The 22,765-nt window shown below is 49.5% G+C and carries 19 protein-coding genes, 2 tRNA genes and 1 pseudogene; 9 read left to right on the top strand and 13 right to left on the bottom strand.

What is annotated here, in order from left to right; all coding sequences use genetic code 11:
- Nucleotides 1–100 precede the first annotated feature (100 nt).
- Nucleotides 101–2,125 (top strand): aconitate hydratase, encoded by a 2,025-nt coding sequence (locus HMPREF0860_RS00985; protein ID WP_021329942.1) that lies wholly within the window; start codon nt 101–103, stop codon nt 2,123–2,125.
- Between the two features lie 42 nt (nt 2,126–2,167).
- Entirely contained in the window at nt 2,168–2,878 is a 711-nt protein-coding gene (locus HMPREF0860_RS00990; protein WP_021329893.1) for a late competence development ComFB family protein, read from the top strand.
- Between the two features lie 102 nt (nt 2,879–2,980).
- Here the strand turns inward: HMPREF0860_RS00990 and HMPREF0860_RS00995 are convergent, their stop codons facing one another.
- The 6 genes from HMPREF0860_RS00995 to HMPREF0860_RS01020 all read right to left on the bottom strand — a co-directional run bounded on the left by HMPREF0860_RS00995 (nt 2,981) and on the right by HMPREF0860_RS01020 (nt 9,877).
- Nucleotides 2,981–3,640, bottom strand: a complete 660-nt coding sequence (locus tag HMPREF0860_RS00995) for an L-fuculose-phosphate aldolase (protein WP_231364314.1) — start codon at nt 3,638–3,640, stop codon at nt 2,981–2,983.
- Between the two features lie 28 nt (nt 3,641–3,668).
- Entirely contained in the window at nt 3,669–5,120 is a 1,452-nt protein-coding gene (locus HMPREF0860_RS01000; RefSeq protein ID WP_021329954.1) for an FGGY-family carbohydrate kinase, read from the bottom strand.
- 3 nt (nt 5,121–5,123) lie between these two features.
- Nucleotides 5,124–6,119: a 2-hydroxyacid dehydrogenase gene (locus tag HMPREF0860_RS01005; protein WP_038080749.1), complete on the bottom strand. Its 996-nt coding sequence runs from the start codon at nt 6,117–6,119 to the stop codon at nt 5,124–5,126.
- Nucleotides 6,120–6,164: 45 nt separating this feature from the next.
- On the bottom strand, nt 6,165–7,217 hold the full coding sequence (locus tag HMPREF0860_RS01010) for an S-methyl-5-thioribose-1-phosphate isomerase (RefSeq protein ID WP_021329941.1): 1,053 nt from the start codon (nt 7,215–7,217) through the stop codon (nt 6,165–6,167).
- Nucleotides 7,214–8,443: an S-methyl-5-thioribose kinase gene (mtnK, locus tag HMPREF0860_RS01015; RefSeq protein ID WP_021329968.1), complete on the bottom strand. Its 1,230-nt coding sequence runs from the start codon at nt 8,441–8,443 to the stop codon at nt 7,214–7,216. The genes HMPREF0860_RS01010 and mtnK overlap by 4 nt, the downstream gene beginning before the upstream one ends.
- Before the next feature lie 123 nt (nt 8,444–8,566).
- On the bottom strand, nt 8,567–9,877 hold the full coding sequence (locus HMPREF0860_RS01020; RefSeq protein WP_021495403.1) for a Na+/H+ antiporter NhaC family protein: 1,311 nt from the start codon (nt 9,875–9,877) through the stop codon (nt 8,567–8,569).
- A gap of 264 nt (nt 9,878–10,141) precedes the next feature.
- Here HMPREF0860_RS01020 and HMPREF0860_RS01025 point away from each other — a divergent pair, with 264 nt between their 5' ends.
- Both HMPREF0860_RS01025 and HMPREF0860_RS01030 read left to right on the top strand, forming a co-directional pair.
- Complete coding sequence (locus tag HMPREF0860_RS01025; RefSeq protein WP_021329965.1) at nt 10,142–10,927, top strand: DeoR/GlpR family DNA-binding transcription regulator; 786 nt, start codon at nt 10,142–10,144, stop codon at nt 10,925–10,927.
- Nucleotides 10,928–10,943: 16 nt separating this feature from the next.
- Nucleotides 10,944–12,110 carry an iron-containing alcohol dehydrogenase gene (locus tag HMPREF0860_RS01030; protein ID WP_021329973.1) on the top strand — a complete coding sequence of 389 codons (1,167 nt, stop codon included), beginning with the start codon at nt 10,944–10,946 and terminating at the stop codon, nt 12,108–12,110.
- A gap of 51 nt (nt 12,111–12,161) precedes the next feature.
- Here the strand turns inward: HMPREF0860_RS01030 and HMPREF0860_RS01035 are convergent.
- The 3 genes from HMPREF0860_RS01035 to nagA form a co-directional block, all read right to left on the bottom strand.
- A tRNA-Val gene (locus HMPREF0860_RS01035) sits at nt 12,162–12,235 on the bottom strand.
- 241 nt (nt 12,236–12,476) lie between these two features.
- Entirely contained in the window at nt 12,477–13,280 is an 804-nt protein-coding gene (gene nagB, locus HMPREF0860_RS01040; RefSeq protein WP_021329901.1) for a glucosamine-6-phosphate deaminase, read from the bottom strand.
- Nucleotides 13,281–13,317: 37 nt separating this feature from the next.
- Nucleotides 13,318–14,484, bottom strand: a complete 1,167-nt coding sequence (gene nagA / locus HMPREF0860_RS01045) for an N-acetylglucosamine-6-phosphate deacetylase (RefSeq protein WP_021329925.1) — start codon at nt 14,482–14,484, stop codon at nt 13,318–13,320.
- Between the two features lie 137 nt (nt 14,485–14,621).
- On the opposite strand from nagA, the gene HMPREF0860_RS01050 reads away from it, so the two are divergent.
- A complete protein-coding gene (locus HMPREF0860_RS01050; protein ID WP_021329895.1) occupies nt 14,622–15,953 on the top strand; it encodes a bifunctional folylpolyglutamate synthase/dihydrofolate synthase in 1,332 nt (443 codons plus the stop codon).
- On the opposite strand, the gene HMPREF0860_RS01055 is transcribed toward HMPREF0860_RS01050, so the two are convergent.
- The 3 genes from HMPREF0860_RS01055 to alr form a co-directional block, all read right to left on the bottom strand.
- A complete protein-coding gene (locus HMPREF0860_RS01055) occupies nt 15,950–16,219 on the bottom strand; it encodes a BrnA antitoxin family protein (RefSeq protein WP_162146982.1) in 270 nt (89 codons plus the stop codon). The genes HMPREF0860_RS01050 and HMPREF0860_RS01055 overlap by 4 nt on opposite strands.
- Before the next feature lie 35 nt (nt 16,220–16,254).
- Nucleotides 16,255–16,545, bottom strand: a complete 291-nt coding sequence (locus tag HMPREF0860_RS01060) for a BrnT family toxin (RefSeq protein WP_021329909.1) — start codon at nt 16,543–16,545, stop codon at nt 16,255–16,257.
- A 64-nt stretch (nt 16,546–16,609) separates the two neighbouring features.
- Nucleotides 16,610–17,755 carry an alanine racemase gene (alr, locus tag HMPREF0860_RS01065; RefSeq protein WP_021329986.1) on the bottom strand — a complete coding sequence of 382 codons (1,146 nt, stop codon included), beginning with the start codon at nt 17,753–17,755 and terminating at the stop codon, nt 16,610–16,612.
- Between the two features lie 286 nt (nt 17,756–18,041).
- Between alr and HMPREF0860_RS01070 the strand changes: the two genes are divergently transcribed.
- The 4 genes and pseudogenes from HMPREF0860_RS01070 to HMPREF0860_RS14065 form a co-directional block, all read left to right on the top strand.
- Nucleotides 18,042–19,007 (top strand): hypothetical protein, encoded by a 966-nt coding sequence (locus tag HMPREF0860_RS01070; protein ID WP_021329988.1) that lies wholly within the window; start codon nt 18,042–18,044, stop codon nt 19,005–19,007.
- A 110-nt stretch (nt 19,008–19,117) separates the two neighbouring features.
- Nucleotides 19,118–20,533 (top strand): threonine synthase, encoded by a 1,416-nt coding sequence (thrC, locus tag HMPREF0860_RS01075; RefSeq protein ID WP_021329974.1) that lies wholly within the window; start codon nt 19,118–19,120, stop codon nt 20,531–20,533.
- A gap of 125 nt (nt 20,534–20,658) precedes the next feature.
- A tRNA-Gly gene (locus HMPREF0860_RS01080) sits at nt 20,659–20,731 on the top strand.
- A 428-nt stretch (nt 20,732–21,159) separates the two neighbouring features.
- Nucleotides 21,160–21,267: pseudogene (locus HMPREF0860_RS14065) on the top strand (radical SAM protein); the annotation flags it as partial.
- A 142-nt stretch (nt 21,268–21,409) separates the two neighbouring features.
- Here HMPREF0860_RS14065 and tyrS read toward each other — a convergent pair.
- On the bottom strand, nt 21,410–22,654 hold the full coding sequence (gene tyrS / locus HMPREF0860_RS01095; RefSeq protein WP_021329952.1) for a tyrosine--tRNA ligase: 1,245 nt from the start codon (nt 22,652–22,654) through the stop codon (nt 21,410–21,412).
- Nucleotides 22,655–22,765 lie beyond the last annotated feature (111 nt).

The raw sequence follows: 22,765 nt of genomic DNA on the forward strand, positions 1-22,765 counted from the left end.
TACTATTGTTTGAGATAAAACACAATGTAAAAGCGCCTCGTTGAACAGAACTACGAAATTTGCTAAAATACGTCCCGTGTAAAAATATCGAGGTAACGCTATGTCCTTAACACTCACGGAAAAATTATTGCAGGCGCACATCATTCCCGACGCATGTCCCGACACGAGATTCGTACCGGGAGAGGCGATACGACGGGGAGACGATATCGCGATCCGCATCGATCAAACGCTGACGCAGGATGCGACGGGAACGATGACTTACCTCCAATTCGAAACGATCGGCGTTCCCCGCGTCAAAACGGAACTCTCCGTTTCCTACGTCGACCACAATACGCTGCAAACCGATTTTAAAAATATGGACGACCACCGCTACCTGCAGAGCGTCGCCGAAAAATACGGTCTTTATTTTTCACGGCCGGGAAACGGCATCTGCCATCAAGTACACCTGGAGCGTTTCGGAAAGCCGGGTAAAACGCTGCTCGGCAGCGACAGCCACACGCCGACCGGTGGCGGTATCGGCATGATAGCGATCGGAGCGGGCGGACTCGACGTCGCCGTCGCAATGGGGGGCGGCGCCTTTCACTTGGCGATGCCGAAAATCTTCGGCGTGCAGCTTACCGGATGCCTTCGAAAAGGAGTCAGCGCAAAAGACATCATCCTCGAAGTGCTGAGGCGGGAAACGGTAAAAGGAGGAGTCGGTGCGGTTTACGAATATTTCGGTTCGGGCGTCGAAACGCTCACCGTTCCGCAGCGCGCGACGATTACGAATATGGGCGCGGAACTCGGCGCAACTTGTTCCGTTTTTCCGTCGGACGCAAAGACGAAAACCTTTCTTGCATCGATGGGCAGAGCAAAAGATTGGACAAAGCTCGAAGCCGACATCGGCGCCGAATACGATAAAATCATCCAAATCGATTTGACAAAACTGTCCGCGCTCACCGCCCAGCCGCATTCTCCTGACGCCGTCGTTCCGGTAAAAAATCTTTCGGGAAAACCGGTAACGCAGGTCGTCATCGGTTCATGTACGAACAGCTCCCTCGATGATTTGGAAACGGTCGCAGCGATCGTCAAAGGCAAACATATAGCACCCGGAGTCGAAGCGGGCATAGCGCCGGGAAGCCGTGCGACGCTCATGATGGCTGAAAAAGCGGGTATTCTCGGTACGCTCATCGAAGCGGGCTTCCGCATCCTCGAAAGCGCGTGCGGTCCGTGCATCGGTATGGGATTTGCACCGAACAGCGGAGGCGTATCGCTTCGCACGTTCAACCGCAATTTTAAAGGCAGAAGCGGAACGGCCGATGCAAAGCTCTACCTTGTCTCCCCCGAAACCGCCGCCGCTTCCGCGGTTACAGGCGTGTTTACCGAAGCCGAAACGCTTTCATATACCGACCGCGCCTACGTGCACTCTCGCCGCGTAAGCCTTCTCGACGGAAACGACGCGCGGCTCGATGCAAAAATTATTAAAAAAGCGGCGAAAGACGAGGGGCTTCTCATCCCCCCGCTTCCTCAGGAACAAGCGGAAAAAGTCGAAGTGCTCCGCGGGCCGAACATAAAAAAATGTCCGCCCTGCCCTCCGTGCGCACCTTCTCTCAAATTGCCGGTGCTGCTGAAAGCGGGCGACAATATTTCGACCGACGACATCATGCCGGCGGGAACGAAAGTGCTTCCGTTCCGTTCGAATATCCCCGAGATAAGCAAATTCACTTTTTCGCGCATCGATGAAACTTTTTACGAGCGTGCCGAACGTATGCGTTTTTCCGGCTGCTTTATCGTCGCGGGCGAAAATTACGGACAGGGTTCTTCCCGCGAACACGCAGCCCTCGGCCCCATGTACCTCGGAGTGCGCGCGGTCATCGTAAAAAGCTTTGCGCGGATCCATAAAGCGAATCTCGTAAACTACGGTATCATTCCGATGGAATTTGCAAATCCCGCCGATTATGATATAATCAAACAGAGCGATACGCTTGAAATCGGAAATATCGCCGAAGCGCTGAAAACCGGCTGTCCGTTCGACATAGCCGTTAACGGAAAAAAAATCAACGGCGTAAACGATTTAAGCAAGCGCAGCCGCGCGATTCTGCTTTCGGGAGGACTTGCATCCTATACCCGTAAAGGCGGAAATTAATATTAATAAAATGAAATACGATTTTTAAAATACGGGAGAAATATGAAAGTTCACAACGTAATGGAAGAATTGATAACATCGCGCGTCAATCTCATGTACGAGCGGCTCAATGAAACGAAGCCGTCATGGCTTACCTGCGACTGCGAAGATTGCCGAATCGATGTCGTAAGCTATGTGCTCAACCGCATTCCTCCGCGCTACGTCGTTTCGGGACGCGGTATCGTACATACGATGAACATCCCGATGCCGCAGATAAAAGCCGATATCGACGCGCTCACTATCGAAGCCATGCGCGCAATCAATTCCGTAAAACGCCCGTATCACAAAGATCTTGTGCCGAACGCACGTTCGGAAAAGCCTGAGATTTCGTTCAATTTTCCCATTTTTTCGGGAATCGTTTTCGACGGCGCGTCTTTTGAGCCGCTTATCGATTGTACGATCACGCTCAAATACGAAGAGCGCAACGCCGATATGATCGACAAAACGTGGTCAAATCCGTGCAAAACATACGCGGCGACAAACGGATCGTATTCGTTTTGGGTCAAACCTTTTAAAGCAGACAAAGTCGGCGAAAGCAAATACTTTACGTTTACTGTGGAAGTAAGTGCAAACGGTTACACGCCTGCAAGTCACGCATTCAGCATTCCGCTCGTAAGCGAAGCCGAACAGCGCAACGAAGCAAGCACTTCGTATTCGCTGAAAATACAGGATCTCTTTTTATTTCGAAGCGACGTAAAAAATCCGATGGAGTGATCGGGAAACGCCGATGAAAGCGGGAGAACCCGTACCGCGCGTTTCCGCGTCTGTTTTGTCCGGTTCCGTTCGAAAGTTTTCGTTTCGGACAGAGCCTTGAACCTATCTGTTTTTTACCTGTCCGTAACCTTTGAATTTTTCGATCACCCGCTCCATTTCGTCGTCCGGCAGCACGAAGGGTTTTCCCGCACACATCGCTCGGTACTGCACTTCGGCGCAAAATTCCATGCCGCGCGCCAAACCGAAAGCGGCGGGCAAATCTTTTCCGACGGCGAGCATCCCGTGATTTGCCAAAAGAACCGCGTCGCTTTTTCCGATCGCGTCTTTTGCAGCTTTTGCCAATTCGATCGTACCGAAGGTTCGGTACGGAGCGCACGGAACTTCCGAAGTACCCGCGTCCGCGACGACATAGTGCACTGCGCGGATCGGCTCATGAAGACACGCAAGTACGGTGCAGTACATCGAATGCGTGTGCACGACAGCCCCCGCTTCGGGTTTCGCCTCGTACATTGCCGCATGCAGCGCCCATTCGCTCGACGGCTTTTTGTTCCCTTCGACGATTTTTCCGCCGAGGTCGACTACGACGATATCGCTTTCTTTCGTATCGAAATACGGAATACCCGACGGACTGATGATCATGAGTTTTTTTCCCGGATCGAAAATGCTTATATTCCCGCTCGTCCCCGATGTGAGATGCTCCGTAATCAAACGCTTACCGAAGTCGACGATGGCTTTGCGCTCTTTGTCATACATATCTGTCATACCTCCATAAATAATATATTTAATTAACTCAATCAGACGGATTGAGCTGATCTCTGTTTACCTTCCACGCTTCGTAATATCGCCGTATCGTTTCGGTATTGAAAGCAGCCGGATCGAAAACCGAAATGTCGTTTTTATCGTGTATATTTTCCGTGCCGAAATATTCATTGCACAATGCAACGCATCCGAGTACGGTCGCCTGTGCAAAGCCTTTGTGCAAAACCAATTTTTTTTCCGTCAGCCCCGAAATCATTCGTCGCAAAAGCTCGGAACGGAAACCTCCGCCGCAGCCGAGTATATAATCTTTTTTATGCGGAATTATTTCGCATAGGTTTCGGTATTGTTCGCAGATCGAACAGGCGATATCGGCAAGTACCGCATAGCATAAATCGATTTTATCCAAATGCGCATCGAAAGGCGCTCTCGATACGAAACCTCCTTTTTTCAGCGATCTTTTTTGAGAAAACGCCAGCGATGAAAACGAAGCCGTACACAAAAATTGCTTTTTCTCCGACATCAGTTCATCCAATTTCTCATACGAAAGTTCGGGGAACATCATATTTTTAAAACGTTGATAATTGTTGCCGGTAACGCCGGGATTCGTTTCGACTATGTACGTTTCACCGCCGAGATTCGCATTTGTCCAGCAGCGCTCTTTTTCATCGTGATATTTTTCCGCCGTCATCCGTATAATCGGCGACGTCGTTCCCGATACTATGCAGACATCGTCGGCGAAAATACCCGCCGCTTTTGCTGCGATCTGCGTATCCGCTCCTCCGACGATGAATTCGACATCGCAAGCAATGCCCAATTCCTTTTGTATCTTTTCGGAAACGGTACCGAGACTTGTTCCCGCAAAACGAATTTCCGGCAAAATCGATTTCGGAATTTTATAGAGCGCGCAAAGCTTTTCCGACCACCGCTTTTCGTCCAAATCATACAGCTGCGTTTCGCATGCCTGCGACGGTTCGATGAGGATTTTATCCGTAAAAATTTCGGCGATCCACTCGGAAACGCTTGTTATTTTTTTTATTCGGGCAAATACATCTTCGTGCATCTTTTTGACGCCCATGATCTTTGCCGCGGGAAAATCTTCCGTTACCCATCTTCCCGTTTTTTTATAAATATACGCTTTATCGGGTATTTCATCCATCCATTTACGGCCGCGATTGTCGATATTCGGCAAGCCCAAAAAAGCATTTGCGTTTTCATCGTAACATACGATGCTCTCTCTTGCACCCGACGACGATACGGCCGCTATAGTCAAATTATCGTGTTTTTTTAAAAGCGTTTTACATGCACCGAGTATATGCGCTTTCCATTCTGCGGGATTAAAATATCGTGCATCGTCATACAGGAGGTCTTTATAATACTTGTTCTCAAATGAAATTAAATCATAAATTGTTCCGTCTTGCGAGACAAGGGCGACTCGGGAATTCCCCGTACCGATATCGACGATTACATAATTTTTTTCCGGCATGGGCTATCCCTCTTTTTGCAAAACGCTTTTATTGAACACGATCCTGTTCAAATCTTCTTTTCGAAACCATTTGATAATTCTTTCGGTTATGATATCCGCTTGATGATCGGATACCTCATAGGTCGCTCCGCAGATATGCGGCGTCAGCAAAACGTTATCGAATGTTGCAAACTCGGGGATTTCGTCTCCGGGCGGTTCTTGCGCGAGTACATCGAGTATCGCTCCCCGTATTTTCTTTTCACGTAAAACGCATTTCAGCGCTTTTTCATCGACTACCGCACTCCGCGCCGTATTGACAAAGACGGCATTCGATTTCATTTCGGAAAACAATCGCGCGTCTATCATACCTTTAGTGCTGTCGAGAACAGGCAAATGAATCGATACGATATCCGAATTTGCAAATATCGCATCCAAATCGCATTTTGTATAATTTTGTTCGGCAGCATCGACATACGGATCGTAAAACGAAATATCGCAGCCGAAAGCTTCTAAAATTTTTGCGGCGCTTTTACCGACGGCACCGAAACCGACAAATCCTATTTTTTTTCCGCACAATTCGTTTCCCATCCACAGATAATACGGAGTCGTGCCTGTCATCCATTTTCCGTCTTTTATCCATTGAACCGACGGAATGATGTTTCGAAAATACGTAATCAGCAAACCGACAAGCATTTCGGCAACCGCTTGTGCGTTTCGGGCGGGTGTACAGATAACGGGTATTTTATGACGCGTACAAGCTTCGATATCCACATTTGCAGGAGATGCGCGGCAGTCGCCGATAAACGCAAGACCACCGTAACCGGTGAGCACTTTTTCGGTAATCCTGTCGAGCTCGGTTATAAGTGCATCCGGTTTTACGGACAAAAGCGTTTCCAGCATTTTATCTTCATAAAATCGTTCGCCGGTTTTTGTCCATGGATCGAGAACGATTTCATCGAAATACGCCCGCAGTTCATCGATTTTTTTTTGTGCAAACGGTACCCGTATTAGAATTTTCATATAAATCTCCCTGCTTCCGCCGACTGCGGCGCGCATTTTTACTAATCAATAATACTCATCCGTTTTCGTGTTGAAATAGTCGTTCAGCGTATAGGGCGTAAAGACGCCTTTATCGGTTACGACGCCGCTTATCAAATGCGGAGGCGTGATGTCGAACGAAGGGTAGATCCCTTTGACGCCCGAAAGCGTATTCGCCTTTCCGCCCGAACTCAGCACAAGGGACGGGTCTCTCTCTTCGATGACGATATCGCGCATCGTCATTTTATCCGCGTCCGGTATGCCCGTCACAAAATACGGAATGCCGAAGTGCTTTGCCAAAATCGCGATTTGAAACGTGCCGATTTTATTTGCAATGTGTCCGTCGCGAGCGATGGTGTCTGCCGCCGACGTAAAGACGTCGATGCCTTTTTTTTGCATCGCGTAGGCGACCATATTATCCGTGATGACCGTCGTATCGAAACCCATTTCATAACAGCAGCTCGACGTAAGGCGCGCACCCTGCAGGTAGGGCCGCGTTTCCGCACAGTAGAGTTTCAACTCATTGCCGCTTTTTTTCGCCGCACGCAGCATCATACCGACGATCGTTTCGCCGAAACACTGCGTAAGTACCGTTCCGCCTTTCGGAAAAAGAGAAGCGAGGTATTCGCCGACTTTTTCCATCGTGCCGTAGCGGCGCTCAAGCGAATCGATTGTCCGCTCGAAGATCGCCTCACACACGTTTTTTCCGCCCGCAAGAGCGCTTTCGGCCGCTTTGAGGCAGCCATCCGTGACGATACTCATCCTGTTTGCCGTCGTCGGTCTTGCATGCGATATGTCGTGCGCCGCTTGGCGCAAAAAATTGAGCTGAGAAGCGGCGTTTTTGTCTTTTACTTCGTAAGCCGCAAGCGCCATACCCATGCCGGCTGCCGTATAGGGGCCTGCGCTCTGCGTAACCATATCGGCGATCGCCTGTGCAACTTCCCGATACGAAGCGCATTCGACGAATTTTATTTCCGTAGGATAGATGCGTCTGTCCAATATGCGCACTTTTCCGTTTTCGTACCACGCGACGTTTTCGTATCTCAGCAAAAAGGGCAAATCGAAATCGCACCGCTTCATAGTTCACCTCGTTTCGCGCAGTTGAAGATATCGTTTGCCGCCTGCACAAGATCGCTTCCCGATTTCATATCGTCCGTCCGCTTTATAAAGGTTTTTCCGAGCAGGATGAGACTCCTTTCAAGAGGTACTTTCAGCGCGATATCCGTCACGGAAGTCACTTCCGACACTTTCGCGTCCCCGACGACTCTCCTGATGATCTCCGTTCCCGCATAGCCCGCCGAATCGGCAAGCAAGCTTTCCGTATACGTTTTTTTAAAGCGCTCGTTTTTATACAGAGGGAATTCGACAAGCTCATCGTATTTTTTTTCAAACTTCGTTTTAAACGAATCGAAAACGTCCGCAATCGTCTTTTGCAGCCACGACAAAAATTCCGCATTTTCAGGCTTCGTCCAATACGCGTTCGCATACGCGAAAAAGAGATTACCGATGACGTTTCCGACATCGTAACCCATGGGTCCGTAAAACGCAAATTCCGGATCGATTACTTTTATGCCGCCTTCATTTACGAAGATGGAACCGGAATGCAAGTCTCCGTGAACGAGCGCCTGCGCGTGATTCATAAAATCGTCCCTGAGGCGCGCGACGCACGCGTGCAGCGCTTTGTCCTCGTACAGCGCTTTTTCTACGAAATGCGCATTTTCCGGTATGACGACGTTACGCTTTTTATAATCCCAATACGGTTCGGTAAACACCAAATCTTCGGAAATATCGCAGAGCTCGGGATTCGTAAAAAGCTTGACGCGCTCTTTTTTTTCATCCCGTCCTATAACCAAATCCGTCGTCGGAAGGAGCGTATCCGCAAGAAAGGTCGAAAGCTCATCGCTCAATGCCGAAAAAATTTTCCCCGCGGCAAGCTCTTTGCGCAAATTCTTATACGCCGAAATATCTTCCATGGCTAGCGCGAACATCGCTTCGTCATAGTGATAGATTTCGGGCACGAAGCCGGGCGCAAGCGATTTTTCGATTTTCAAAATCTCCGCTTCGATTTTGTTCCGGTGCATATCGAGCGGACGGCCGGATGAGCGGAGCAGCGTGTCCGCCTGTTTTATGATGAGAGACTTGCCGCTCGTTTTTCCGAACACTTTGAACACGTAGTTGATATTGCCGTCACCGATTTCCGTGCAGCCGAGCTCTTCGTCCGCTTCAAAATAGTCGAGCACCTCTCGCGCATATTCGATTGCCGTCCGTACGTCGAGTAAAAAATGTTTTGCGTATTTTTCCGCCATTCGAACCTCTCATGCGCGTACTCTTTTATCCGAGCTCGCGCGTAAAACGCGAGGCGCATTTTCGAGAACGCCGATTAAAGCGAAAGCGCGTTTAACCAGCGTTTCAATCGCCTCGTAATGTTTTTATACCCTTTTCGCTTTCGGCTCTCCGATTCCGAGTATGATAAAGACGACGCCGAAAACAAACATCAACAGAGGATACCATGCAAACGGTATTATTGAAACCGGTGAAATACCCGCGATTGCACCGGCAGTAAGAAGCTGTCCCGCATACGGGGTAATACCGTTGCCTGCCGACGAAAAGATATCGAGAATACTCGCCGTCCGCTCGGGATGTATGTCGAATTTTTTCGATATGTCTTTTGCGATCGGTCCGCACGCGATGATGGAAATGGTATTGTTTGTCGTAGTTATGTCGACGAGCGTTACGAGAGCGGCGATACTCAATTCCCCGCCTTTTTTCGATTTCATGCTCTTTGAGAATTTATCGAGGAGCCAATCGATACCGCCCAAATATTTCATGATTTCGACGAGACCTCCGACAAAGACTGCGATGACGGCCATATCCTGCATCCACGTCATGCCCGTATGAACGATGCCGAAAGATTTGACGAACGTAAAATCTTTATGGAAGATACCGATGATAACGCCTGAAAGAACGGAAATGGTCATAGCCGGAGCGACATGCATTCCGGCGAGCGACAGCGCAATGATCAAAACGTAGGGGATAAGATTGATAACGTTGATTTTTCCCGGAACGGCGATGTTTGCCGCATCGATCGGATAAAGTGCCAAAGCGATGATCGTGATGATGACCGCCGGCAAAACCATGATGATATTCGCTTTGAATTTCGCACGCATCGGAACTTCCTGCGTGATCGTCGCCGCGATCGTCGTATCGGAGATGAACGAGAGGTTGTCACCGAACATGGCTCCTCCGACGACGATACCGCACACGAGAGGGATCGAAACGTCCGTCTTTTGGGCGATGTCGACACCGATCGGCATAAGAGCGGCCACCGTCCCCATAGAAGTACCCATCGCAAAACTTAAAATACAGCCGATAACGAAAAGACCCGGCAAAATCATCCGCGGCGGAAGAATCGAAATACCGATATTCGTTACGGTATCGGTCGCGTGCATGGCTCCTGCCACTCCGTAAAATGCACCGGCGAGCATATAGATGACGACCATCAAAATCAAAGTGCTTTCGCCGCCTCCTTTACAAAAGAGAAGCACTCTGTCCGCAAAGGACATCGGTTTTGCTGCGGGGCTCTTTAAGTACAACGCGATGGCGCTCGCGATAAAAATACCGATCATAAGCGGAAAATTGTCGAAACTCCCCGTTGCAATCCCCATGATAAAATACATCACGAGGAAAATTACGAGCGGCAGCAATCCGATAAAGCTGCCTTTCCTTTCCGAATTATCCATAAAGAAACCTCCTTTCATACAATCGTTTCCTGCGGCTGTATGTTGTTTTTTGTGGTAATTACATTATTAATTACCGCTTTTACCGATATTTTATATCCTAAATCACAAAATAGCAACAAAAATATTTTATTTTTTTTGATTTTATTGTTTTTTGTCGAAAAATAGCGATGTTATCCGATAAATGCCGCTCTTATCAAAAAAAATCGCACGTAAATTTGCTCCGATTTTATTGATTTGTATGGTTATATGTGGTATTATAGATATATGCTTGCTTTTGAACGAAAAGAAATAATAAAAGCCGAAATTCTGCAATCCGGTTCGATCCTCGTTTCCGAAATGAGCAAAAAACTGGACTGCAGCGAAGAAACGATACGGCGGGATCTGAAAGATTTGGAAACGGACGGTAAAATAAAAAGAATACACGGCGGCGCCTATCTTTCGTCGCTCGACGACAGAGGGCTTCCGATCCGCATCCGCCAAACTTTGCTTTTAAAAGAAAAGCAGGATATCGCCGACTATGCATTTTCGCATTTTATAAGTGAAAACGATACGATAATGCTCGACAGCAGCACAACCTGCGTTACATTTGCAAAAAAGCTTTTCGATGCCGATATGCCCGTAACGATCATAACGAATTCTCTCCTCATCTTCAGCGCTTATAACGAATATCCCAGTTTGGAAACCAAGCTTATCGGTATCGGCGGCAATTACCGAAAACGGGCGTGTTCGTTCGTCGGCTATGAAGCGACCGACTCCGTATCGCACTATCTCGCCGACAAATGCTTTATCAGCAGTTCCGCCGTCGATGCGCAGCACGGTCTTGTAGACAACAGCTCCAACGAATGCCAAGTACGCAAAATGTTCATCAAACAATCGCGTCTGCATTATCTTTTAGCCGATCATACGAAATTCTCGGACAGCGCGGACTATATCATAGCCGACCTCGCGAGTTTGAATGCGGTCGTCGCAGACGTGCCGCTTCCGAACGAATGGAAACAGATTTTGCAGTCGCATAATATCGACGTGCATTATTGCCGTACGACACAGTGATTTTCAGGATGCGAATATGATCGGTTTTGATTGGAAAAATCCTGCAAGGATGATTTTCGGCGAAACGAACGAAGAAAAAATGCTCTCTCTTTTGCATGAGTATCGAGTGACATCTCTTTTGCTCGTTTCGGGAGGAAGATTGCCGAAAGCGCTCGGCATATACGACATCGTCGAAAGCGCGTGCCGGAAAATCGGAGCTGAGCTTTTCGAATGTCCGCGTGTCGTGCCGAATCCGAAAATAGAGCTCGTAAGGGAATTTTCCGACTTCGGCAAAAAGCGCTCGATCGATTTTATACTCGCAGTAGGTGGAGGAAGCGCAATCGATACGGCAAAAGCGATCGCCCTCGGTATCCCGTATGACGGCGACTGCTGGGATTTTTTTTCAGGAAAAGCGCAGCCCGAAAAAGCGCTTCCGATAGGCGTCATTACGACTATTCCCGCAAGCGGTTCGGAAACGTCGAATGCCGCTATTTTGTCGAACGGCTTGTTGAAGCTTGGCGTCGAAAGCGACATACTCATACCGAAATTCGCTTTTATGAATCCCGAATACACCCTCGATCTTCCCCCCTTTCAAACAGCCGCAGGCTGTGCGGATATCCTTTCGCACCTCGTCGAACGGTATTTTACTTCCGTCGATCACGTCGATGCGACCGATTATATGATAGAAGGCGCTTTAAAAGCGTTGCTGCTGAATGCACGGCGGCTCGTAAAAAATCCGCACGACATACATGCACGAAGCGAAGTGCAGCTGCTTGCAAGCGTCGCTCACAACGGTTTTCTCGAACTCGGACGTCTGTCGGATTGGGCGTCGCACAGAATCGAACACGAGCTGAGCGCGCAGTACGATATTACGCACGGCGAAGGCATGGCGCTCGTATTGACGGCGTATATACGCTATATGGCGAAAAAAAAGCCCGAAAAACCGGCGCAGCTTGCTCAAAGGGTATTCGGCGTCGACCGCTATGATTACGATTCGACCGAAGCGGCGTATATATTAGCCGATGAATTTGAAGCGTTTTTCAAATCGATGAAACTCAGAACGAGATTGAGCGAATTCGATATAGGCGATACGCACTTTGAAGAGATGGCTCTTCGTGCAACAAAGGGCGATACGGTAAAAGTCGGACACTATACAGGGCTTGATGCGAAAGAATGTATCGAAGTGCTGAAGCTTGCCCTATAAAAAAACTGTCCGAAAACGGCAGATCTCGGATAGACCTAAACGGTCAGTGTTTGGACGATGAGGGATTCGGACCCCCGACACCCTGGGTGTAAACCAGGTACTCTAACCGGCTGAGCTAATCGTCCGCGTATTTTTCGAGTATAAAGAAATACGCACTTGCTGTCAACGGTAAAATCAGCCACTGACAGCCGTAGAAAATCAGCGGCATCTCGTCAATGAACTGCGTCCCATACAATCAGCCGTTGTCGGTAAATATCCGAGTCAAGTCGCTGCAAAGACACATACGGCAAGGAGATTGCACGTGATTTTTCAACATCGTAAGCGAAAATCCGAAGCGTTCCAAAAACGGCGCAACGCACAAATCCGTCACAGCGCCTTCTCTTCGATATGCGATTCGATTTCCGCAAAATAGCGCACGGTTTTCACTTTCAGCTCTTCGCCCGCTTCATCGTCGCAGACGATCACGGCATCTTTATGCAGCTGAAGCGCCGTTACCGCCCATTGGTGAGAAATCGCCCCTTCGACGCCCTGCGCGACCGCTGAAGCTTTTACCCTTCCCGTCGCCATGATGACGACTTCATCCGCATCGCAGATAGTTCCGACACCGACGCTCAGCGCCTGCGTCGGAACTTTCGAAAGATCACCGCCGAAAAACCGCGCGTTCGCACCGACCGTTTCTTTCGTCAGCGTCGCCACGTGCGTACGCGATGCGAGGGAGGAACCCGGTTCGTTAAACGCAATGTGTCCGTCGCTTCCGATACCGCCGAAAAAAAGACGTATACCGCCGGCAGCTTCGATCGCTTTTTCATAAGCGGCGCATTCGGCTTCTTTGTCCTGTGCCGTCCCGTTCAATATGTGAATATTTTTTTTATCGATATCGACGTGATTAAAAAAATTGTCGAACATAAAATAATGATAGCTTTGCGGATGTTTGTCGTCGAGACCGACGTATTCGTCCATATTGAACGTGACGACGTTTTTAAACGAAACCTTTCCCGCTTTATATAATTCGATAAGCGCCCGATAGGTTCCGATAGGCGTACTGCCCGTCGGAAGCCCGAGCACAAAGGGATTCGATTCGCTCGGATTATAATCGACAATGCGCCGCGCAATGTGCTGCGCAACCCACGCCGAACACGCATCGTAATCTTTTTTGATGATAACACGCATACTAAGCTCCTATTATTGATTATTAAAAATTAATACCTTAAAATACATTCTTTACCGTACGTCCCTGCACCATCACGAATCGCAGCGAAAAATCCTTATCGAAGACGATGACGTCGCTGTCGTAACCGGGAACGAGCATGCCTTTTTTTGCATACTTCATAATGCGTGCGGGATTCGTCGATGCGCACTTTACCGCATCACTCAAAGGAAAGCCGAAAGATACGAGGTTTTTCAACCCGCGTATCATCGTGAGCGCGGAACCGGCGATAACGTCGTCCGACTTTCGATGAAAGCAGCCGTCTTTGAAAACGACTTCTTCGCCGTTCGCCGTAAGATGCTCTCCCGTCTCTTCAGTCGGAGTGAGTGCGTCCGTAACGAGGACAATCTGATCGCTCGTTTTATCTTTTTGCAAAAGCTTAAAAAGGTCGGGGTGTACGTGCACGCCGTCGGCGATGATTTCGCATGTCATTTCCTGATGAATAAGCACCGCGCCGACCGCGCCCGGGTTCCGGTGATGCATTTGGCTCATTGCGTTGAAAAAATGCGTCGCGTGAAAAATACCCGCCTGCATACCTTCGACCATATTGCTGTAAGCGGCGTCGGTGTGTCCCGCTTGCAGCACGATCCCCTTGTCGATGCACATAAGCGCGAGGCGCCGCATATCTTTCAATTCCGGGGCGACGGTCATATTGACGATGTGCCCTTCGGACGCTTTCCACAAACGCTCCATCAAATCGAGGTCTACGCTCCTTACCGTTTCGGGACGCTGTACGCCGAGTTTATACGGCGAAATAAAGGGGCCTTCGAGATGGATACCCATAATCTTCGCGCCCCTTTCCTTTCCCATAGCGCGCACGATCGCTTTGATCGAGGAAATCATCGTCGCTTCGTCGGAAGGATACATCGTCGGATTAAAAGCGGTGACGCCGTAGTCTGCGAGGTCGTCCGACATACGGAGCATGCATTCGGTCGTACAATCGTCCGTACCGTGCCCTTTAAATCCGTGTATATGCGTGTCGATTAAACCGGGTGCGATGTACATGCCGTGCGCGTCGATAAGGGCGACGTCTTTATCGAATGTCTTTTGACGAAAACGGGTTTCGGAAAATATATCGGCGATCTTTCCGCCGTCGATTAAAACGGCGCAGTCGCCCATCTGCGAAATGCCGTTCAGCACCGTCGCATTGTGTATGCATAATTTCATAGTAAAACAACAATAGCACAAATCTCGCGTTTTGCAAACCGCGAGATCGAGACGTTTCGGACGATTTCACTTTAAAAGTAACCGACTTTTGAGACAGCCCCTGTGCTCTCGGACAAATCCGTGCTATACTCGCCGTCATGGAAAATGCACCCGCGACGCGCAGCTTTGAAAAGTGGCTCGATTCATTTATCAATTTCGAAAAACTTCCGCAAAAAAATATGTTTTGGCTCGACACCATGCATTTTTTTTGCGAACGTCTCGGCCATCCCGAAGCCTCATCCCCGTGCTTTCACATAGCCGGTTCAAAAGGTAAAGGCTCCGTTTCAAAGATGATCGCATGCATTTTGCAGGAAGCCGGCTTTTCCGTCGGCCTCTACACTTCTCCGCACGTGAGCGATTTCCGCGAACGCATCGCGACACCCGGCGGCTTTTTCGACGATGCCGTCTACAGTGACGCTGCAGCGGAACTGATGCATGCAGTGCAGTCGGCCGAACACGAAAAAAAAATCCCGCGTACCCTTACGTGGTTCGAACTTGCGACACTCTACGCGTTTTTGTGCTTTCGCCGTGCGCGCACCGATTGGAACGTATTTGAAGTCGGATTGGGCGGGAGGCTCGACGCGACAAACGTCGTCACGCCGAAACTCTGCTGCATTACGCCGATCGAACTCGAACACACCGAATATCTCGGTGACACGATTGAAAAAATCGCCGCCGAAAAAGCGGGCATCATAAAGCCGCGCATCCCCGTCATCGTTTCGCATCAAACGACGCATTCTGTCTACCGAGTGTTTCAAAAAACCGCTCAAAACATTGGTACATCGTGCACTTTTGTAGACGATATGATACGATTTCGAGAAATTTCGTACACGAATGATTACCGCATGAACCTATGTTTCGAAAGCCCGCTGTTTTCCCGCCCCGTGCAGACGACATTGCGCATGCTCGGTTCGGTACAGGCACAAAATGCGGCTCAAGCCGCTCTCGCGATGAAAACGGCACTGCCCGCCGTCGGCGAAGCGGCTATCGAAAAAGGGCTCGCAAACGCAAGCCTCCCCGCACGCTTTGAAATCCTCACTTACCGCAGTATGACCGTCGTCTTTGACGGAGCGCATACGGTTGCAAGTATGGAAAACACGATGCAAACCCTTATCGCTCTTTTTCCGTCCCGCCCCCGCCATCTGCTTTTTGCGCTTGCAGCCGACAAAAATGTCGAAGCGATCGCCGGCCTTTTCCGCGGCACATTTCATTCGATTACGTTGACAAAACCGGGATTTACAAAACACGGCGACATAGAGCGCGCAGAGGCCGCCTGTAAAAGCGCGCACCTTTCGTTCACTTGTGAAATCGATTTTGAAAAAGCGGTACAAAGCGCATTCGAAAAAGCCGAAGCCGCTTCCGCCGTCCTGCTCGTTTCAGGCTCTTTTTACCTTGCCGCCGATGCGAAGCGCGTTATGAATCTTTGTTAATGTTCCGCACCTCTTTGTAAAAACGCATGAGCACGCAAAACATCATTCATCTTTGTTTGGTATCCCCTGCCCTGCGATTTGTACCATTCGAGAACATCGGTATCGATCTGCAAATGAATTTCCGTTTTTTTTCGCTTCGCACCATTCGGGATGAACTTCATACCATGGACGAAATTTTGCGAGTTCCTCTTTAGTCTGCTTCGGGCAATCAGGATCGTCTTCTGCAGTACCGGCACGAACCTGCGCTGCTGCGCGGCGGATAACATTCTTTTCCTCTTCGGTAAGCGGATTTTTTTTCACTTCATCGAGTGTCATAGTTATTAAAGTATTCATCGATTTCCTCCTTTTCCGCAGGACGCGCAGAAATAATTCTGACTCTATTTTCATCCACTTCCGTATAAACAACAAGAAGAATATCATCAACCATACCGATTACATTCCATCGCTCTTCATCGAATGTTGAATGCTGTGAATCATATTTTTCAATACGTTTGTTGTCGGAAAAAACTTTAACCGCTATTCGGAATGAGATCCCGTTATGTTTTTCAATGTTGTGCTTTTCTTTATCCGGATCCCACTCAAATGATAACACCTTCCGCATCCTCCGCCGTTATCAGTATACACCATAATCGTGTACACAAACAAGATTTTCCGCGCTACACTTCTACGCGCGGCACGCGTTTTGCGATGCCCGTCAAAATCTCATACGAGATCGTGCCGGAAATTTTTGCGATGTCCGCTGCCGTCTGCAGCGCACCGGAATTTTCAGGGCCGAATATGACGGCTTTATCCCAACGATGCACGCCGTCGGAGCCGACATCGACCATACACTGATCCATGCAGATGCGTCCGACGACGGGATAATTTTTTCCGCTGATCGCGACGCACAGTCCGGGAAACAACCTCCGCGGCAATCCGTCGGCGTAGCCGATCGGAAGCGTTGCAAGGACGGTATCGCATTCGGCCGTCCACGTACGGTTATACGAAACCGCCTCCCCCTTTTTTATCGATTTGATTGCAACGACTTCGCTTTCAAGAGCCATCACGGGTTCGAGCGTACACGGCTTTCCCCGAGAGGCGCAGTAAGCGCCGTCAACGCTTCCGTCAAAATAGCCGTACATGAGGATCCCCGGCCGCACCATGTCGAGCTGCATTTCCGGCCGATCGAGCAATGCCGCAGACGCCGCACAGTGCCTGATGCCCGGATCGATGCCTTCGTCTTCGATCGATTTGACGGCGCGCATAAAATCCGAAAATTGCTCATCCGTATATCGTCGAGATACCTCATCCGTTTCATCGGCCGAAGAAAAATGCGTGCACACTCCTCCGAGTGCAAGGTGGGGCAAGTTTACGATGCGCTTTGCAAAGAGCGAAGCTTCATCGACGGAGCATCCTATGCGGCGCATGCCGGTATCGACTGCAATGTGCACGGAAAATTTTCCCGAAGCGTATTTTCCGCCGGCTGCGTTGAAAAGTTCCGCATACGCTTCATCGCACACGAGAGGGGTAAGCTTGTACAAAACGGCGTCTTTCATTTCGTCCGGCGTGCATAGACTCAAAAGCAAAATCGGAGAAGCGATACCGCTTTCACGGAGTTCGATCCCTTCGTCGACGGTCGCAACCGCACAAAACGATGCGCCTGAAGCGAGCGCCGTCTTTGCCGCAAACACCGCACCGGAGCCGTAGCCGTTCGCTTTGACCGCAGCGCAGATTTTCGTATTGCTGTCTTTAATAAACGATTGAATGACGGAAAGGTTGTGTATCAGATTGTTTTTATAGACGACCGCGCGCGTGCTTCTCATAGTATACTCATTGTAGATAGCCGGAACGTTTTAGGCAAGGGGACACTTTTAAAAATACGGTTGGATTTTACAAGATACAATGTGGATGCGATGCGATAAGATGCGAAACTTGAGATTTTTTCAAAAAAACGATATACTATACAGATGAATGACAAGTTTTGAAATTATCAGTTCATAATCGGCGATAGCCCGTCCGCTTGGTTGCGGTCAAGCTTTTTGAACGAAATTCTGTTTTCAGATATATTGTGCATTCGATTTTAAATTAATAATTTCAATAAGGAACCCTATGGTTATTTTAAAAAACAAGAGTTTCGCCGTTGCGGTGTTTTTTTCGGCGTTTTTATCGAGCGCACACGCATCGGCCAAATCCGTAAAAACGGCGGACAAACATTTTCCCGCACCGACCGCGCAAGAGGCGGAAACGCCGGATCCGGCCGATATCGAACAAAACGAATTTTTAACGAAAATTTCCGACATCGCTTTGAACGTCGTTTCTTTTCCCAAGCAAACCGTAAAACACTCCCCGTTTTCGTCGGCGTATACGCTCTTCGTAAAAGACGCCGCGGAAAAAGGAGTTTCCGGTATGCCGATTACGGTTTCATACCCCGCATCGCGTACGGACGATTCGATCGTCTACGATGAAATCGTTTTGACGACTGACGAAAACGGACACGTCGAATTTATGCCCGGCGTGCCGGCGTTTTCATTCGACGAAGCCGTAACCTTTTATCCGACGCCCGTCAATTCGAATCCCGAAACCGTCAAAGCCGCCCGTGCCGCGAGCGTTACGGCACCTTACAAAGTCCGAACCGATTTGGCAAAAAAAAGCGGCATTCTCTACGTGTTCGATTTCGACGATAAAGGCCGTGCGCTTACCAATTCGCGCTACATTCTGAGAGATTTTATCAATTCCGGCGTCCGATCGGGAAACTCTCCCATTTCCTCTCCGAATTACTTGAATCAAAACATCGCGTCTCTTTATAAAGCGACGCGCGCCATCGTCGGAAATACGGCAGGTTTTATGGTATCGGGTTCGATAAAATTCACCGCGCCTTCGGAACGTAAAGATGACGGCACATACGTGTGCACGCTCGTCGCGGACGTTGCGTGCATCGACATGCAAAACGGAGAGGTACTGTATAAAACGCAGCAGCGGGCGTCAGAAACCGGAGCATCGCAATCTCTCGCCGCGGAAGCGTGCCGTAAAAAAATCGCTTCGCAAACCGTGCATGCGATACTCTACGGAATGTGAAGGTAAAATCGATAGCGGGCAGTTCTAAAAACTTCATCGTTTAAAGATGCCCTATTATTAATTTTTATTCGGATGTTGAAACATCATGCAATTTTTTTATAGGAGATGGTATGCAGTACACTGATACGCGAGATACAAGCCTCAGAGTAGATTTTCGAACCGCCGTCATGAGCGGCATGAATCCCGTAACGGGCGGCCTCTATATGCCCGAAGCGTTTCCGCACATCGATCGGGCGCTTATCAATAAAACGCCCGCCCCGTGTTTCCGCGATATCGCATTCAATATGGCAAAACCCTACGTCGAAGGTGAAATTCCCGACGACGAGCTGCAAGGCATCATCGAAGATGCATATCCGTTTTCGCCGAAACTCGTCCCCCTCGATTCAATCACGTATGTCCTCGAACTCTTTCACGGACCGACATGCGCGTTTAAAGATTTCGGTGCGCGTTTTATGGCGCGCGTGATGTCGTTTTTTAATAAAACCGAAAACGGCGCGCTCCACATTCTCGTCGCGACTTCGGGCGATACGGGAAGCGCCGTCGGAAGCGCATTTCACAACGTAGTCGGCCTCGACGTGACGATTCTCTACCCCGAAGGAAAAGTGAGTGCTCTGCAGGAAAAACAGCTTTCGACTTTTACCGGAAACGTGCGCGCGCTCAAAGTGCACGGTACTTTCGACGATTGCCAAAAGCTCGTCAAAACAGCCTTTACCGATGCCGAATTGCGAAAAACATTTCGGCTCTCTTCGGCAAATTCTATAAACATCGCGCGCCTTTTGCCGCAGAGTTTTTATTATATGTACGCCTCGCTTGCCGCACGCGATAGGGCGAAGCTTGACAACAAAATCGATGACCCTGCCGTCATCGTCTCCGTTCCGTCGGGCAATTTTGGAAATCTCACGTCAGGTCTTATCGCACGCGAAATGGGAGCGCCGATTACCGGTTTCGTCGCTGCGACGAATACGAATCACACGATTCCCGACTGGATTGCCACCGGCGAGTACCACGCACGAGCGTCCGTCGAAACGTACGCAAACGCGATGGACGTCGGCGCTCCGAGCAATTACGAGCGCATCGCCGCAATGTATCCGCTCGAAGAAGTGCGCCGCCTCTTTGCGTCCTACTGGCTCGATAACGACGGTATTATGAACGCTATCCGCTCATGCCATGCGAAAACGGGTTACATCACCGATCCGCACGGAGCTATCGCATGGAAAGCGTGGGATGACATTAGAAGCGGCTCCATGAAAAATCTCATGGGCGGCCTCAAAGGCTCGAGCGAAAAGCCCGGCCTCACGCCGAACGTCCCCGATTGGGCGCGCTTCGTTGCGGAAAAAAAGAGTGTCGGCATCGTCCTCGAAACCGCCGATCCCGCAAAGTTCAGCGAAACCGTCGCCAAAGCCTGCGGCAGGGAGCCGCCCATGCCCGACAGGCTCATGCAAGTGATGCAGCTCCCCGACAACGCCGTCCCGATGGAAAACGATTACGAAGCGTTCAAATCGTGGCTTACGTCTCATTTGGCGTAAGCGCAGCGTTTTGACAGCCGCGAGTACAGACGAAAAGTTGTCGTGCAGAATCGGAGGCGATTCGACACACATAAACACGCGCCGTTGACACGATCCGCCGTTTTCGATATAGTGGTATCACTTTTGCGGTAGTCGTATAACGGCTCATTACCCCAGCCTTCCAAGCTGGAGACGAGGGTTCGACTCCCTTCTACCGCTGAAGAAAAGAGTTTGCGAGTTGCAGACTCTTTTTTGTTTTAAATATAATGTACGTTTTTTAGATAAGGGAGTCGAAGCGAATGAGCGCCGAGCAAGGCGCGAAGAACTCGCAAATCCGAGCAGTGCACAGGATTTGCGAGTTCCATTATGCAAGAAAAACGCTTGTAGCGTTTTTCACCTTCCGACTTCCAGCGGCAGGTGCCGCGAAAAGACGGCAGGGATGCCGCCGAAAGCGAATGAGCCGGCCTGTAGGGAGCGTGCAGGAGGCACGCGACCGGAAGGCGACTCCCTTCTACCGCTTAGAGAACCGATTTACACATAACAAACCGGCTTTTATTTGCGACTGGGCAATCAAGTGCTTAAAAAAGGCGCTGAAAAAATACAGAGAAAAATGAAATACCCTGCGACCGGATTTTCAGGAACAGCAAATGCACTTTGTTCAAGCAAAAGGAATTTTATCGGCTAAAAACGGAATGAACTTATACCGCGGCTGTACGCACGGGTGTATTTATTGCGATTCGCGAAGCGAATGCTATACGCGGTGTAAAGCAAACGGCATCGAAATGAATCCCGATAAAATATTTTCGCATTTGTTGGCTTTTGAAAATAAACAAACAAGCGCACAGTTGATGCTGTTTTAACATCGCGCGGCGTTCGCACGTTCCGCTCCTCGTCGCTTTATTTTACGATGACACGGATGATCCTCTTTTTGCCCGCTTTCAAAATAAACTCGCCGTCCTCATCCGCTTCTTTCATCGTGATGACCGTATGAATGTCTTTTACGACTCGTCCGTTTACCTGCGCGCCCCCCTGCTCGACGAGGCGGCGGTTGTCGCTCTTCGACGTACTGGGCTGTGCGATTGCAAAGAGATCTACAATTCCGATCCCCTCTTCGATCGCCTGCTTTGCGATTTCCGCCGTCGGCATGTGCGCTTTATCGCCTTCACCTCCGAATGCGGCCTTTGCGCCTGAAAGCGCTTTGTCGGCTTCGGCTTTGCCGTGAATTACGGCGGTCGCTTCGTATGCGAGCCGCTCCTTCGCTTCGTTGATATTGCCTGCGCAGATTTTATCGATTTCTTCGATACTCAAAAACGTAAACAGCAAAAGGAATTTGCGCACGTCCGCATCGGCGACATTCCGCCAATATTGGAAAAAATCGTACACGCTCGTGAGCGAAGCGTCGAGGAATACCGCGCCGTGTTCGCTCTTGCCCATCTTTTGTCCGTCCGCACGCATGATGAGCGGAAAGGTCAAACCGAAGCATTCGTGCTCGATATTTTTTTCCGTCGTGCCGCCGAGCTTTCTCCTGATCAAATCGACACCCGCAGTGATATTGCCCCACTGGTCATCGCCTCCGATCTGCAAAATACAGCCGTGCCGTTTGTGCAGCATGAGAAAGTCGTAACTCTGCAAAAGCTGATAATTGAATTCGATAAACGAAAGCCCCCGCTCGAGCCGCATTTTGTAGGCTTCGAACGACAGCATTTTGTTGACGGAAAAACAGGAACCGATATCGCGTAAAAAATCGATATAGTTCAAATCCGCAAGCCAATTTTTATTGTTGTCCGAAAACGCCGTCTTGCCGTCGAAACCGATAAAGGCGTCGAGCTGCTTTTCTATGCGCGCGACGTTTTTGTCGAGCTCTTCATACGAAAGCATTTTACGCATTTCCGTTTTGCCGCTCGGATCCCCTATGCGCGCAGTCCCGCCACCGATGAGAGCGATGCCGATATTTCCCGCAGAACGCAAATGCCGCAGCGCAAAAAACGGAACCATGTGCCCGATGTGGAGACTCGGCCCCGTCGGATCGCAGCCGACGTAAAAAGTAATGGGACTTGAGTCCATGCGGGAAGAAAGAGAATCGATATCGGTACATTGAGAATAAAATCCCCGCGCTTTCAATTCGGCAAGCGTGCTGTTCATACGTCATCCTTAATTATTAAAATCATATTTTCAAAAATACGTTTTCGATTTTATATGATTGAGGGTGTTAAGACAAGAGCGAAAAAATCCGAGCAGTGCGCAGGATTTTTT

The organism is Treponema socranskii subsp. socranskii VPI DR56BR1116 = ATCC 35536, from assembly GCF_000468115.1.
Taxonomy (GTDB): Bacteria; Spirochaetota; Spirochaetia; order Treponematales; family Treponemataceae; genus Treponema_D; species Treponema_D socranskii.